At 39.9% G+C, this 15698-nt stretch carries 12 protein-coding genes; all 12 read left to right on the top strand.

Going from position 1 to position 15698, the window contains the following annotated elements; translation table 11 throughout:
- Positions 1–145: 145 nt before the first annotated feature.
- The gene (locus tag J2X77_RS10260) at positions 146–1174 is read left to right on the top strand and encodes a FecR domain-containing protein (protein WP_310080633.1); all 1029 of its coding nucleotides are present in this window, start codon (positions 146–148) and stop codon (positions 1172–1174) included.
- A gap of 27 nt (positions 1175–1201) precedes the next feature.
- Positions 1202–4738, top strand: a complete 3537-nt coding sequence (locus J2X77_RS10255; protein WP_310080631.1) for a SusC/RagA family TonB-linked outer membrane protein — start codon at positions 1202–1204, stop codon at positions 4736–4738.
- 11 nt (positions 4739–4749) lie between these two features.
- Complete coding sequence (locus tag J2X77_RS10250) at positions 4750–6108, top strand: RagB/SusD family nutrient uptake outer membrane protein (protein WP_310080629.1); 1359 nt, start codon at positions 4750–4752, stop codon at positions 6106–6108.
- 10 nt (positions 6109–6118) lie between these two features.
- Complete coding sequence (locus tag J2X77_RS10245) at positions 6119–8122, top strand: TlpA disulfide reductase family protein (RefSeq protein ID WP_310080627.1); 2004 nt, start codon at positions 6119–6121, stop codon at positions 8120–8122.
- 19 nt (positions 8123–8141) lie between these two features.
- On the top strand, positions 8142–9776 hold the full coding sequence (locus J2X77_RS10240) for a S41 family peptidase (RefSeq protein ID WP_310080625.1): 1635 nt from the start codon (positions 8142–8144) through the stop codon (positions 9774–9776).
- Between the two features lie 33 nt (positions 9777–9809).
- Positions 9810–10952, top strand: coding sequence for a TlpA disulfide reductase family protein (locus tag J2X77_RS10235; RefSeq protein ID WP_310080623.1), 1143 nt, complete (start codon positions 9810–9812; stop codon positions 10950–10952).
- A gap of 195 nt (positions 10953–11147) precedes the next feature.
- Positions 11148–11459, top strand: coding sequence for a hypothetical protein (locus tag J2X77_RS10230; protein WP_307185379.1), 312 nt, complete (start codon positions 11148–11150; stop codon positions 11457–11459).
- A 100-nt stretch (positions 11460–11559) separates the two neighbouring features.
- Positions 11560–12210 carry a MarR family winged helix-turn-helix transcriptional regulator gene (locus tag J2X77_RS10225; RefSeq protein WP_310080771.1) on the top strand — a complete coding sequence of 217 codons (651 nt, stop codon included), beginning with the start codon at positions 11560–11562 and terminating at the stop codon, positions 12208–12210.
- Positions 12211–12821: 611 nt separating this feature from the next.
- Positions 12822–13235, top strand: a complete 414-nt coding sequence (uraH, locus tag J2X77_RS10220) for a hydroxyisourate hydrolase (RefSeq protein WP_307185380.1) — start codon at positions 12822–12824, stop codon at positions 13233–13235.
- A 72-nt stretch (positions 13236–13307) separates the two neighbouring features.
- Positions 13308–14144 (top strand): phytoene/squalene synthase family protein, encoded by an 837-nt coding sequence (locus tag J2X77_RS10215; RefSeq protein ID WP_307185381.1) that lies wholly within the window; start codon positions 13308–13310, stop codon positions 14142–14144.
- A 59-nt stretch (positions 14145–14203) separates the two neighbouring features.
- Entirely contained in the window at positions 14204–14731 is a 528-nt protein-coding gene (idi, locus tag J2X77_RS10210; protein ID WP_307185382.1) for an isopentenyl-diphosphate Delta-isomerase, read from the top strand.
- Positions 14728–15642 carry a TIGR01777 family oxidoreductase gene (locus J2X77_RS10205; protein ID WP_310080616.1) on the top strand — a complete coding sequence of 305 codons (915 nt, stop codon included), beginning with the start codon at positions 14728–14730 and terminating at the stop codon, positions 15640–15642. Before idi ends, J2X77_RS10205 begins: the two co-directional genes overlap by 4 nt.
- Positions 15643–15698: the final 56 nt, after the last annotated feature.

The raw sequence follows: 15698 nt of genomic DNA, 5'->3' as shown, positions 1-15698 counted from the left end.
GAATAAATAATAGGCAGTATTTACAATCATAGTCCTTGTTAACGCTGTTTAATGATGATTTGGTTGAGGAATTCTGTTTTTTTTAAAAAAAATATAATTTATTGGGGTAAAATTCTGTCGAGAGGTGTAACCTATATAAAACAGTATGAACTCTCGATTATCAAAATATAAAGATTATAAGTCAGCAGATTTTTTTGCGGATGAGGATTTTGTATTAGCGGCTTTAATGCCGGCAGACGCCTCAACCGATTTTTGGTCTGAACTTATTCTTCATTATCCACATCTTTCGGATGAAATGGCTCTTGCCAAAACATGGGTCTTATTGATCCAAAATCAGACCACTGCAAAAAGTACCTTAAGTAGTGAACAGCGCTGGGCGAGGATTCAAGCACAAATTCCAATTTACGAAAGTAAAAAACAACGTAGTCGGATTGTACGCACTTTGTTACGGTGGACAGCCTCTGCAGCAGCCATCTTGGTATTTACAATGGTGGTATATGATGTTAGCCAATTTGGGACTAAAGAAACAACTACGGCCTTCGGTGAGCAACGTATCCTTTCCCTTCCGGATTCTTCTATCATCAGACTAAATAGTAATTCTCACATTTCATACGTGCGAAGTTGGAAAACGGATAAACCGCGCGAAGTTTGGCTTGAAGGAGAAGGGATGTTTGAGGTAAAGCATACTGCCGTTAAAAATCGCATGCGCGAAAGCGACTTCTTTGTTGTACATGTGGGCGACCTTTCATTAACTGTTTTGGGGACAAAGTTTAATGTAAAGGACCGTCGTGGGCGTATTGAAGTCGCGCTGTTTGAGGGAAGTGTCCGTATTCAGGGACAAAACGGTGAAGATCGTCTCCTAAAACCAGGAGAGACGTTCGTCTATGATACATCGGCAAAAGCAAATCAGGTTGTTACTAACGATGCTAATAGGGTGCTATCCTGGACGCGCGGTGAACTCAGTATTGAACATAACAGCTTAGCAAATATTGTTGATGTATTGGAAGATAACTATGGCTATCAAGTTGTACTAGAAGATTCAACATTGCTCAATAAGCGATTTACAGGTGTTATACCAATCAAAAAAGTAGATGACATCCTCTTTGTTATCAAACATACCATGAACGTAAACATCGAAATGAAAAACAAACAAATAATAATAAAACCTAATTAAAAAACGAGCACTTATCAATCGAAATTTATGAAAACTAAATTACTTGTGCCTATTGTCTGCCTGCTGAGTACCACGGGTAGTTTTGCGCAAAAAAGAGCGAGTCTCAGTCAGGCTCTTAGCGAAGTTACCCGGATCTACGGAACTAAATTTTCCTATGAAGAGGGGCTGATCCGGGATGCCTTTGTTAACAGTGAGGATATTCCAAAAAACAAAAGGCTTCCTGTGGAGACCGTATTAAAAGAACTTCTTTATCCAAACAACTTCTTATTCCTTTATGTACAGAACAATTATTTCACGATTATAAAAGATTCGCGGGGTAAACGTGACAATGATGGGGACGACCGCTTCTGGAAAGTCATTACGGGCAAGGTCAAAGACAATAACGGGATAGCACTTGCTGGTGTTACTGTCATACCGGATGGCTATGCCGTACGATCGGGTGTAACCACAAGTAGTGATGGAAGCTATACCCTTCGCCTGAAGGATCCAGCAGAGGCAATTATTTTTTCTTATGTTGGTATGGAGCCTACTCGAAAGGTCATCGGCAGCGATACACAAATCAATGTCACCCTGGGCTCGGTTAACAATCAACTGGATGAGGTTGAAGTTGTGTCGACAGGATACCAAAAAATTGCAAAAGATCGTGCAACTGGGGCGTTTGGCCAAATTACCGCTAAACAGTTGAAGGAAGTGCCATCCGTTAATCTTTTGGACCGCATTGCAGGCATGATTCCGGGCGTACAGGTTGACCCAGTGAAGAATTCAGTCACCGTTAGAGGAGTAAATAGTTTCAATACAGATGGTAATTCTAAGCGTCCACTTATTGTTATCGATGGCTTTCCGGCGATCGATCAGGACTTGGTAAAAAATACCACGCAATTTGCCAGCAATTCCATATTGAGTCGTTTAAATCCGGCAGATATCGAAAGTATTACCGTACTTAAAGATGCGGCAGCAGCTTCCATATGGGGTGCGCAGGCTGCAAATGGTGTTATCGTCATTGAAACAAAAAAAGGACGTATCGGCGAACCCGTCATTTCATATAATACCAGCCTCAGTATTTCTGCTCCAGCTGATCTCAATAGCTTGGATCGGATGACCACTGCACAGTATATCGATTTTGAAAAGGAGATGTTTGGTTACGGTTGGATAGCTGATCCGGAAGTGTGGAATTCGGATTGGCTACCCTTTAATACCAATGAGCCTGTTAGTGAAGCGGTTCAATGGATGTATAAAAATAAAAAAGGATTGATCAGCGATGATGAATTAGCTAAACAGCTCGATCGTTTAGGTCAAATTGACAATACTAGCCAAATTCGCAAATACTTGCTACAGAATGCAGTGACCCAACAGCATAACCTTTCCCTTTCAGGTGGAAATGGAAGGACAACTTATGCATTCTCGGGCAGCTACGCAAAGGATGTTCCCGTATTCCGGTCCAATCAGGCCCAGTCCTTTTTTATGAATTCAACTTTATCGACAAACTTTTTAAATCAACGATTAAGTTTGACAACGGGATTGAATTATAATTATACGAATACGATTGCTAATCAAGTTGCGGCAAACTCCATCGGCAATTCGACTGAGGGATTACGGCCATACGAATTGTTGGTTAACCCCGATGGGAGTAGAAATCGGCGATCATTGCGTTTTACAGAGTCTGTAGCAGCAAATCTAAAAGAGATTGGATTATACGACTGGACCTATAGCCCAGTAGATGAACTGGAATACAACAAATATACCACGGCAGACAATCGGATAAGAATCAATGCTGATCTCAACGCCAAAGTGACTAGCTGGGCTAACATCAGCCTGTCAGGTATGCTTCAACGTACCATTGCGAACAGTCGAAATCTTGACGAATTAAAAAGTTATTCGATGCGTGACTTTTTAAATTATTATTCTACTGTTGATTTCCAAAATAATACGTTCACCAGAAATTTTGTACAAGGCGGGAGAATCGCATTGCGAGACCAAAATGCCACACAGTACAATATTCGCTTGCAAGGTAATGTCAACAAATCATGGGGTGACTTCGTTAGTTTAAATCTTCTCGCAGGAGCAGAGATTGGTTCTGAAACCGGTTTTAGCTCATCACAAACGGGATATGGTTTTAACGAAGATACCTATTCAATCGCTCCGTATAATCAACTTGGTAGCTTTATGGGTATCGAGGGCTGGCAGCAGTCGATTACAGGTTCGGATGGCATTAGTAGAGCTAACCTACGCAAGATGTCTTACTATTCCAATGGCGCATTATCATTTCTTAAAGATAGGTACATTTTGTCTGCAAGTGCACGTTTTGACGATCTTACGTTAGTTGGTATTTCCAGATCGAAGCGAGCTAAACCAATCTGGTCTGCTGGGGCCAAATGGAATATCAAATCCGAGCGTTTTATGCAAGAATTGGATTGGCTGAACGCCCTGAATCTCCGTATTACCTATGGTGTCGGCGGTACAGTGCCACAGGGCGGATCTAACGTTACCATCATCAACGTCGAAGGGGCTGACTATGCAACAGGTGAAATACCGGCGTCAATATCGCAGCCACGAAATCCCGAGGTTGGATGGGAAAAAGTGTATACACAAAATTACGGAATTGATATCGGTTTGATCAATAACAGATTAAACATCGCATTTGATCTTTATAAAAAACATACGCGTGATATCCTATATAGTTTTCCTTATAATGCGACATATGGATGGACAGAACTCCAATTTAATGGTGGAACGATGCAATCTAATGGTATCGATCTGGGTATTCAGGGACTTCTCATTCGCAAGAAAGACTTTTCATGGAGTTCCATCCTTAATTTTTCTTACAATACCAATAAAGTTACGGATTCACGTTTAATAGCAAAAGATATTAGTCACTACATCAGTGGTTCTTTACTAGAAGGGATGCCGTTGGATTACCTATACGGCTATAAGTGGGCCGGCCTCGATGAGACAGGACAGTCACAAATCGCCAAAGCCAATGGTGAAATCGTAAAGAGTACGCAGGGAGGACGAAATTTATTTGTTCGTGAAGATCTCGTGTACATGGGACGTAAAACGGCGCCTTACTTTGGTGGTTTTATGAATACATTTTCATATAAAGGGATTAATCTTGGCTTTCGTATTAACTACGATCTGGGAAATGTCAAACGTCTGGAAACATTTGGTAATTATCCACAATACCAGGGTACTTTCTATGGCGTGCTAAACACAAACAAGATGCAGACAGCGCGTTGGCGAAATCCGGGTGATGAAGCAACAACAAATGTCCCGGGCTTAAAAAATATAAATACAAATAGTTATAATAGGTTTAGAGATTCCGAGGTAATGGTTATTGATGCTAGCCATATACGCTTTCAACAAATATCATTAGGATATAGTATACCATCAACTTCGCTTAAGCGGACACCGTTTAAATCTGTCGGTGTAAATGCAGCCGTACGAAATTTAGGTATTCTTTGGAAAGCAAATAAATTAGGAATTGATCCCCTTTATGTACGCGCAAATTCCTATAATAATTTGCCGCCTACCAAGAATTTTTTCTTAACCATTGACGCCACCTTTTAAAAAATAACAGCATGAAAACAAAATATATTTTTTTTGCATCGATTTTTGCGCTGACAGCCGTTATGCAGGGCTGCCGTAAATATGTGGAAGTCGAGCAGTATAATCGTAGGGAATTGAAGTATACTACAGATTATGCTTATCTCTTAAACAATTCAACGGTATTTTCGCCTACTTTTAGTGCACCAATATTATCTAGTGATGATGTCACTTTCGCTAACCTGGCATACCAGCAACAACAAACGGAAAGTGACGCGTGGCCTTACATTTGGTCCTCTCAACTTGTGCCGGATAACGCAGAAGATCTGAACTGGTCAAGGCCTTATAAACAGATTTATACGGCCAATGAAGTCATTGCTGGAGTGATGCAAAGTCAGGATGGTTTAGAGAAGGAGAAGCGTGCACTCTTGGCAGAGGCGAAAATCCAAAGAGCATATGCTTATTTCGTTTTGGCTAATCTCTATGGAGATATTTATAACCCGCAGAATGCGGGAAACGCAATGGGGGTACCACTGCTTTTACAACCTGATTTATTTGCTTCGCTAAAGCGGGCATCACTTGGCCAGGTGTATGCGCAGATACTTCAGGATTTGGACGAAGCATTGGTTGATATTCCGACAACCGCGAGTACGAAGAGGCATCCCAATAAAGCAGCTGTAGAAGCATTGTTGGCGATTGTACATCTTCATATGCGTAATTTCGATTTGGCCGCTAAGCATGCAGATGCAGCCCTTCAATACAATGCAACACTTTTAGATTTACAACAGTTCGCTACATCGGCAGCTGGATATCCTCTTCCGTTCAATCATCCTGAAACCTATTTTTTAAAGCAGGTGGGACAAATGATTGATCAACAATTAAATCCCGAGCTTGTTTCTCTATTTGACACGAAAGATCTTCGACGTACGGTTTATATGCAAGCTGGTACCGGTCAGATGCCAAGTGGCGCATTGCGCTCAAAAAAAATGAACGTAATGGCCGGTGCTCCTAATGCTGGCCCTTCTGTCCCTGAAATGTTGCTTATCAAAGCGGAAGTTGAGGCGCGAAAAGGAAATACAGCGACAGCAATGGAATTTGTTAACAAGCTGCGCGCAAAGCGATTCAAGCAACAGGATTTTACACCTCTAGTGGCGAACTCTGCTGATCAAGCACTCCAGCTTATAGTCGATGAACGCCGTCGCGAGTTTTTCGGAACAGGTTTACGCTGGCTGGATATGCGTCGGTTCAATCTCGATGCTAAGTTGGCGAAAGAATTTAAAAGGCAATTTATAAATCAAGACTACACGCTCAAAATTAATAGTGCCAGCTATGTATATCCAGTAGCAAATAAATATTTACAGCTCAATCCAGAAATAGGTCAAAGACCAATGTAATATAATTAAGATGAAAAAGCAGATAATTTTTTTAGTGTTGTTGTTTGTCCAGGCTGTGTTGTATGCGCAGCCTCGATTTGACAGCAGTCTTTTCAAACCATCCAAACCTAGCACATCTGAACCTGTTCAAGTGCTATACAATGCCAAAGATAAGGACCTCGAATTTAGTGATGCGATAAATGCGGCCTGCTTTCTATTCGAAGATTTTTCATGGCGGCAAATTAGTCTTCCCATGCAAAAAAATGCAGAAGGGCTATGGACAGTAGTGCTGCCTGTCAAATCGACAACAGCTTTTATTGCTGTAAAATTTTATCAGGGCGAATTTGATCATCCCGACGTAATAGATAACAATCAGGATCGGGGCTATGCGGTAGCTTTAAGTGATGCAAAAGGAAAAGCAGTACCGGGAGCCTTTCTTGGAGAAGCTGCTTTCCAGCAGCCTGAGATCGCCGGCGGGGGAATTTTTTCTTACTATAATACGCAGCCGGCTGCGATGCCTGCTGACTATATGAAAAGTTTAGCGGATAAGGAGTTTGCCTTATCAGGTAAACAACACCTTCGCTATTTTCAGTCATTTATGAATTTACAAAAATTGGCTTTGGGGGATGCTTTTCCTGCATATGCCCAAAAACTGATCACGCAGCAATTACAAAGAAAAGATTTGAGCGATGAAGTGCTTGGTCAGCTTTATTCGTTTGCGAGTTCAAGACTAAAAGACACTGAAGTGATACAATTGATCGAGAAGCGTGTAAATACGGATTACCCAAGTGGAGCGACAGCTCGTTTTATTGCTTATAGTAATACGATGAGTGGCAATCCGAGTAACGCTGAAATAATCACTTCCTATGAAAAGTTTTTACAACGTTTTCCTGTTCAGCAGTGGCGCCAGCGTCCCAATGCTCAGGGATTTATTTATTATGCGATATACCGCGGACTAGGATCGGCATACTTCGAAACCAAACAGCTCGACAAGTTTGCTAAGTTATACGATGATCTCGATTTTAGAACAGGAAATGAGTTGATGCGCTGGAATATTATGCGTGCCTATATGTTTAAAATGGTCGGTAAAGATAGCCTCTATCAAGTGTCTGAAGCAATCCTACCCAAAATGATTGCTCGCCGTGGCGATAATTCCTACAAAGATGATTTTGATCGTCAGGTTCAGGCAGATTCCAATGTAGTGAAAAATTTGGATGACCGTCTTTTTACGCATATTTCTTTGTTAAACGATCTTAAAAAATATGCGGAAGCGCGAAAATATTTTCTGCTGCTCTCTGAAGATGGCAAATACAGTAATGCGGATCTTAACGAAATTAATCTACAAGTACTGGAGGGACTCAATGATGAAAAGCAAATTTTACCTTTACTGGAAATGAGTGCCCGTTACAATGCGATGACTCCGCGGATGTTTGATAAACTAAAATCAATTTACTTAAAAGGACACCCCAATGATGAAAGTGGGTACCAAGCTTATCTGGCGGGATTGAAATCGGATGAAGAAAAAGCCGCAATGCAAGCCTATGTAGACCATAACTGGGTCAATCATCCGATGCCCGACTTTCGTTTGGAAACGGCTGAAGGACTATTTATCACACCAGAAGACTGGAAAGATAAAATTGTTGTTGTGGATTTTTGGGCTACTTGGTGTCGACCATGTATCATGGCATTTCCGGGAATGCAGCTTCTAGTTGACAAATATGCACAGGATAAAGAGGTTGCGATATATATGCTAGGAACCATGCAGACTGGAAACTATAAAGATAAGTCTGTCAACTATGTTCGTGGGGAAGGGTTCCGTTTCAACTTATTGCATGACAGTGTCAATCCTAAGACGAACGAGCAGGATTTGTTATTCAAGCAGTTGGTTCCTTTATTTGGCGATTCATCCATTCCGCGCAAGATCATTGTTAAAAATGGTCGTGTGCGCTATTGCTCAGGCGGGTATTCAGGAAGTCCCAGCAAATTGATGGATGAACTATCCCTTGCGATTGAAATCCTTAAAAACGAAAAATAGATTTAAATCAAGATACAATATGAATAGGAAAGCAACGAGCTTACTCGTGGGAATGCTTGGTGTGGGGCTGTCGCTGCAGGCGCAGATGAATCCAAAATATAAATTTGAAGAGGCACTGAAGCTTATTCAGCAGAATTATGTCGACCAGGTCAATGAAGAGCATTTGGTGGATGCAGCGATCAGAGCGATGATATCGGATTTAGATCCCCATTCACGGTACACTAGTCGTGAGGAAGCGGAGCAGATGAATGTGGCCATGAGTGGAAGTTTCGCTGGAATTGGCATCCAATTCCTAAAAGACAATGAGCAAACTTTCGTCTCTAAAGTAAATGCTGATGGGCCAGCCATGCGTGCAGGATTACGTGTGGGCGATCAGATACTCCGGATCGATGGCGAGAGCATCGTTGGGGAAAAATGGGGCAACCGCGAGATTATGGAAAAATTGCGTGGCGAAAAAGATGTGCCAGTGGTATTAACAATAATGTCTACGGGAAGCAAGGAAAGTAAGGAGATAAGTATTATTCGTGAAAATATACTGGAGAGATCTGTTCGCGAAAGTTATATGGTCGACAATCAGATTGGTTATATTTCCCTTTCAATTTTCAATCAGACTACGCGTCAGGAAATAGATGCTGCCTTAAAGAGTCTTAAAGATCAGGGTATGAAAAAATTGATCCTAGACTTGCAGAGTAATGGCGGCGGGTATGTGCAATCTGCTATTGGTGTCGCTGACGAGTTTTTGCCCAAAGAAAAAATTGTGTTTTATTCCGTACCAAACCAAGGCGGAAAAGATTACTACTTCACTGGTGGTTATGGTCAATTTTATGATGGGGAATTGGTCGTCCTAATTGATGAGTCCACGGCTTCAGCCAGTGAAATCGTTACAGGAGCACTTCAGGACTGGGATCGTGCCGTGGTCATCGGTCGGCGCAGTTTTGGAAAAGGGTTAATGCAGAAACCCGTTCCATTATCCGATGGTTCACAAATGCAGCTTACCGGCGCACGTTACTATACCCCTTCCGGTCGGTCGATTCAAAAACCCTACACAAAAGGAAAGGAAGATTATTTTCAGGATTTTAATCGCCGTATGGCATCCAAAGAGCTGCTGGAAGAAGGACATATTTCTTTTCCAGACTCCTTAAAGTATAGCACATTGGGAAATAAAAGAACGGTGTATGGGGGCGGCGGAATTATGCCGGACCGTTTTGTGCCTATCGATACCAATGAATATAGCACGTGGATGGCGCAGCTGATGAACAACGGTATTGTCGCTAAAGGAGGGATTGAATTTGTGCAGCAGAATCGTACAGCGCTTCTGAGTGCATATCCGAACTTTGATGCATTTAATTCCCGCTTTAAAGTCCCTAAAGAAGTTCACCGCCAACTTGTTGCCGGAGCACATAAGCGATCCATTACTATCCCGCCGGAAAGTCATCTAGACGCTCATGATGCCATTGATATTGAATTTAAAGCAAAGGTTGCTTCTTTGCTTTACACCGGTGGCGATTATATGGCACGTGTCAGAAATGAGTCTAACAAGAGCTTCAGGGAGGCCTTATTAGTCCTTCGTGATGATAAGCTTTATAAACAACTTTTACAGACAAATATCGTTGGGCAAAGCATAAAAAAAGGCGTGACGAAAGTGTCTAAATAGATTTTAAAATAGTACAATAATTATTATATCAATATGAAGAATATAAAATGGGCTTTAGCTTTAGCCTGCATATTGCCAGCTTTGGGATATGCGCAACAAAATTATACTTTACAAGGAACTGTAGGTAAACTAAACAAACCTGCAAAAGCTTATCTTCGTCTTAACTATGACGGAAAAGAACGCATTGATTCCGTAGATATGAAAGACGGTAAATTTGAGTTTAAAGGAAGCATTCCTTCACCGATGGAAGCACATTTGCGTATCATCCACGATAATGCTCCTTTTGATCCCGCCAAACCACCTAAGCAGGATATATTAGCATTTTTGATAGAAGGAACAACGATCAAATTCGCAGCTGCAGATTCTATCAAACATGCGAAAATAACTGGATCGCCTTTGAATGCTGAAAATGAACGCGTTAATGCCATGCTGAAACCAATATATGATCAGTATGAGGGACTTGAAAATGAGTATAAATCCAAATCGCTCGCAGACCAACAAGATCCCAAATATATCAAAACCCTAGAGGATCGGGCTAATGCGATACAACAGCAGACAATAGATGCAAAATTGGATTACGTCGCCAAAAATCCCAAAAGCTACATGGCGTTGATGGCTTTCAACTCCACATTACCGCCCGAATTTGATGCCATCAAAGCCGAAAAAATATTTGGCACATTGGATCCAAGTTTACAGAACTCTATCCTCGGAAAGGATCTCGCTAAGCGTATCGCTTTGGTTAAAAAAACAAGCGAAGGGGTAGAAGCACAAGATTTTACACAACCCGATGTGGACGGTAAACCGGTCAAGTTATCAGACTACCGTGGAAAGTATGTACTCATTGATTTTTGGGCATCTTGGTGTGCCCCGTGCCGTCGTGAAAATCCAAATTTAGTAAAAGCCTATGCGAAATATCAGAAACAAGGCTTTGAAATTCTAGGCGTTTCCATGGATAAGGCCGCGGATAAAGCAAAATGGTTAAAAGCTATTCAAGATGATGGGCTGACTTGGAAACAGGTGGGGGATCTCAAAGGATGGGAAAACGAAGCTGGAGCAATGTACGATGTCAAGGCTATTCCTATGAATTTCCTGGTTGATCCAAATGGAAAAATCATTGCTAAATATTTGCGTGGTGAAGAATTAGATAAAAAACTAGCTGAAATTTTTGCTAAGTAGTTTATAGGTGCACTCTAAAATCCTATAGTTAAGACCTAATTTTTATTTAGTTGGTACGGCTGTAAACTCAAGGCAGCCGTATCGACTTAAAATAGCGTAATTATCTCCTTAATCGACTAATATAGTCTATTCTTAAGTTTCAAAAAACAATATTCCATTTCAAGCTGTCTTATCTATGTTAAATAGATAAACAAGATGAATTTTGATATTATTCAGTGTGAAGACCTGAAGCAGGCCATACATATACCAAACACAACTACAGACCATAGTGAAGAAACTTGGTTTGTTAAATTTGGAGAGGAAATAATAGGGGTCGGACTTTTTCCATTACAAAGCCAACATTGTTCCTTAGCCATTGTTGGAAATAACTATGATGATAAGAAAATACTGGGCGATATTGACGCACACGATACAACAATCATCGAGGGATTGAATATTGCTTATGAAGGCTATTTAAGATCCATTGTTGGCGACATCGTTATCGGTGAAAAGCGAGTAGACGATTGAGCTTCCACGCCAATTTGCTCATGGTTACATTAGATACACGTGCCTTTTAATTTTTTTTTCGCAATAAAATTCTTTCATTTGTAAAGAAGAGAAAGTCGTGATGATAAGAAAAGATCTTTTGATCGAAATAGCTGAAGAGCTCGAAGATTACTGCACCAATGAATCAGCAAATGGCACACTTGATGATTTCCTAAAATACATGTATCTCAAAAATTCGATTGGGATGACTCAAACACGAAAAGTCGGGGGAGAACATGCGCTTGTAGAAGATAGGGACGTTCCAGCAGAAGATTTAGGAAAACTACTTTTGATGATGAACCGTTATGCCAAACATTATATCAAACTGGCATTTGAAGGGACTCATCTACAGTCTCCAGAAGACTTTACCTTCTTAATGGTGTTATTTTCTTATGACAAACTTCTTCAAACAGAACTGATTCGAAAAAATGCTGTCGAAAAGGCCTCGGGTACTGAAGTCATTCGAAGATTAATGCGACTTGGTTTAATCGAAGAGGCACCCAAAGTCTCTGATAAAAGAGCTAAACCAATATGTATATCCGATGAAGGGCGAGCCGAATTATTTAAGGTGCTACCTAAAATGAAAATTGTAGGTAATATATTAACTGGAAATCTTTCCAGTGCAGAACGTGATCTATTGATCATATTACTTGCAAAGCTTGATCATCATCACCATACTTTGATTGACAAGAAAGAAGTGAGCCATCTCGAACAGTATTTAATAAAAGATTAGGCTTGGCTTAATCTTTTTATTAGATACGTATTCCCTAGTTTATTATTGTATAATCTATTGATTATTAAGTGTATATTGGTCTTTTTAGCCATGTTGTTATAATGATTTAGAGGTAGAATATGTGCCTTCAACCATTTTACTGTTAATTTACTCGTTAATTTAGTATTTTTTAATACTAAATTGGAGTTTTAATAAACTATATTTGAAGAAGAATTTTAAGAACTTCTTTATGACTAATAAAATAACGGTAATAAAATTCATTGAAGTCTTATGCCATTTCTAAGTAGTATCAGCAGCTTTATATTATAGCGCATGATAATGTATACGAAGATTAAGATTACAAAATATTGGGTTTAGCATTATTTATTGTTTTAGTTTGTTTTTGAACTTAAAAAAGTGTTTTTTAAATTTATTTAAACAATAATGGTATATTTATGGTCTATTTAGATTGAGCCGTGATCATGCCAGCGAATGATTCGTTCACTATAGGCTGTAAATCGAGTTGAGTAATAAATGGATGTTATTGCAAATTGATTAGAGGGTGTGGGCATTGATTAAGCCGTATCTGAGGTAAATAAGTTGAGTAATGAAAGAGATTTAAATAAATAGATATGAATATTAATAACTATTTTATCATGCTGTTTTGTATGTTGTTTGGATTTACAGCATATGGACAAAATAATAAATATCAATTGTCAAGTCACATTTTGGATATTGCTAAAGGAAGTCCCGCACCAAATGTCAAAGTTGATTTGGAAAGACTGATGCCGAATAAGGAATGGATTACTATAGCCAGTGAAGAAACGGATAGTAATGGTCGTATCGGTAATTTTTTAGTCGTTGGAAAGGGTGATAATAAAGGGATATATAAACTTAAGTTCTATACAGAAAACTATTTTATCAGTCAAAAGCTGGAAACCTTTTATCCTTTTATTGAAGTCATTTTTGAGATAAAAGACGATAAACATTACCATGTTCCAATCACTGTAAGTCCATTTGGATATTCTACATATAGAGGTAGCTAGGTGAAATGAAAGCGACTTTTTGATCTCAAATTATTCATTCTAGCGTGCAGTTAGATCCTAAATTATTAGACCATGAAGAAACTATTTGATGAGCTCGCTTATGAAGTAAGCAAAAGAACGACCGAAAAATATAGTACCAGCTTTTCACTCGGTATCTTGGCACTAAAACCGTGCATTCGCAATAGTATTTATGCAATCTACGGCTATGTGCGGCTCGCAGATGAAATAGTAGATAGTTTTCACGGTTATGATAAAAAGCGCCTTTTAGCACGCTTATATGCCGATACAAACTGTGCTTTAGAAGAGAAAATTTCGTTAAATCCCATATTGCAATCTTTTCAGGAAACTGTGCACAGGTATGCGGTAGATCCTGAACTGATTCGTCAATTTCTTCATAGTATGGAAATGGATCTGACCAAGATCGATTACAATGCCGAACGCTATAGAGAATATATCTATGGTTCGGCAGAAGTTGTGGGACTCATGTGCTTACAAGTTTTTACGGAGGGAGATAGCGCGCAGTATGAAGAGTTAAAACCTTATGCGATGAAACTCGGATCTGCATTTCAGAAAATAAATTTTTTACGTGATCTTAAACAGGATTATCATATTCTTGGACGAACGTATTTTCCCAATTTGGATATGACAGTTTTTGATAATGCGATCAAAAGTCAGATTGAGCATGAAATTCACAGTGAATTTAAGGAAGCGCTTTTGGGAATAAAAAAACTGCCTGCATCTTCAAAGTTTGGGGTTTATTTAGCTTATAAATATTATCTATCACTTTTTGCCAAGATTCGTAGAAAATCTTCAAAAGAAATTTTAGAAAATCGGATTCGGATACCGAATTTTCAAAAAGGCTTGGTTGCAGTAAAGAGTTATTTACGGTACAAAATGGCGTATTTATAAATTGAAGTATAAATTTCGAGGCAGAAAGTCACTTGTCTCTTCTCTAAAATTACAGAACTATGGATAGAAATCATGTTATCCTTGTAGATGAAAGCGATCAACAACTCGGTCAGATGGATAAGCTGGCTGCTCATAAAGAAGGACTATTGCACCGTGCTTTTTCAATATTTATTTTTAACAGTAGCGGACAACTCCTGCTGCAACAACGGGCGTTGGATAAATATCATGGGGGCGGCCTTTGGACAAACACATGTTGCTCGCATCCCCAGATTGGCGAGGATGTCCTAGATAGTGCTCAAGAGAGGCTTTTTTTTGAAATGGGCATTACTTGTGAATTAAGTTTTTCTTTTTCCTTTATCTATCATGCTAAAGTGGAAAATAATTTGATTGAGCATGAGTATGATCATGTGTTCATAGGATGTATCGATACTGATCCAATACCTAATCCATCAGAGGCCGCTGATTTTAAATGGTGGTCGATTGAGCAAATTTTAATGGATATTTCTGTTCATCCCACACGTTATACATATTGGTTCAAAGCCGCGCTTCCGCAGGTAATACAGAAGGTTAAACGAGCTAGCATATGAAAAAGATCTTGATCGCAGGAGGTACTGGTTTTGTAGGTGGTTATCTCGTTTCCCACCTCACAGACCTTGGTTATGAGGTACACGTCTTAACACGTCAGTCTCTCGCTGAACCTGAGGAGAGCGGAACAAAGTTTTTTAAGTGGGATTTGGAAAAGAGCTACATCGATCTTAAAGCTTTCGAGGGAGTGGATACCATTATTAATTTAACAGGTGAAAATATCAGCGCCGGGAGATGGACGTCTAAACGGCGTTTGGAGCTGATCGAAAGCCGGGTGTTGTCACTGAATTTAATTTACAAATACATCGAGCATCATGCTATTGCGATTGATAAAATCATTTCATCATCGGCAGTTGGCTATTACGGTGCACGTACAACCAATACAATATTTTCGGAAGATGCTAATAGCGGAAGTGATTTTTTGGCAGACATCTGTAAGTTATGGGAGAAGGCAGCAAGGCAGTTTGAAAGCCTAGGCGTCAAAACTGTTATATTGCGAAAGGGTATTGTCGTGGGTAAAGCGGGAGGGATGTATGCTAAGCTTTCACCGTTGGCAAGACTTGGTATTAATGTGTCAGTGGGCGACGGAAAGCAATACCTTCCTTGGATCGATATCCGTGATTTGGGGCGTTTATACGAGTTTATACTCCATCAAGAGGATCTCCGAGGTGTTTATAATGCTGTTGCTCCTCAACATATTACTATGAATGATTTTTCTTATTCCCTCCTCAAATCATTTGATAAAACAAGCTTTTTACCTAATGTACCTGCCTTTATGTTAAAGCTATTGTATGGCGAAATGGCGGCTATGCTACTGCAGGGGTCGCGCGTCAGTGACGAGAAAATTAGGGGTGTGGGGTTTAACTTTTATTATGACACGATAGAAGCGTCACTGCAGCGTGATGATGAATGATTCGAAGATGGTATAAGCTGACTTTAAAACTTTTTCGTTTTATTTGCTTCATATGT

Source organism: Sphingobacterium sp. 2149 (genome assembly GCF_031455655.1).
Classification (GTDB): domain Bacteria; phylum Bacteroidota; class Bacteroidia; order Sphingobacteriales; family Sphingobacteriaceae; genus Sphingobacterium.
This window is presented reverse-complemented; position numbering and strand designations above follow the sequence as displayed.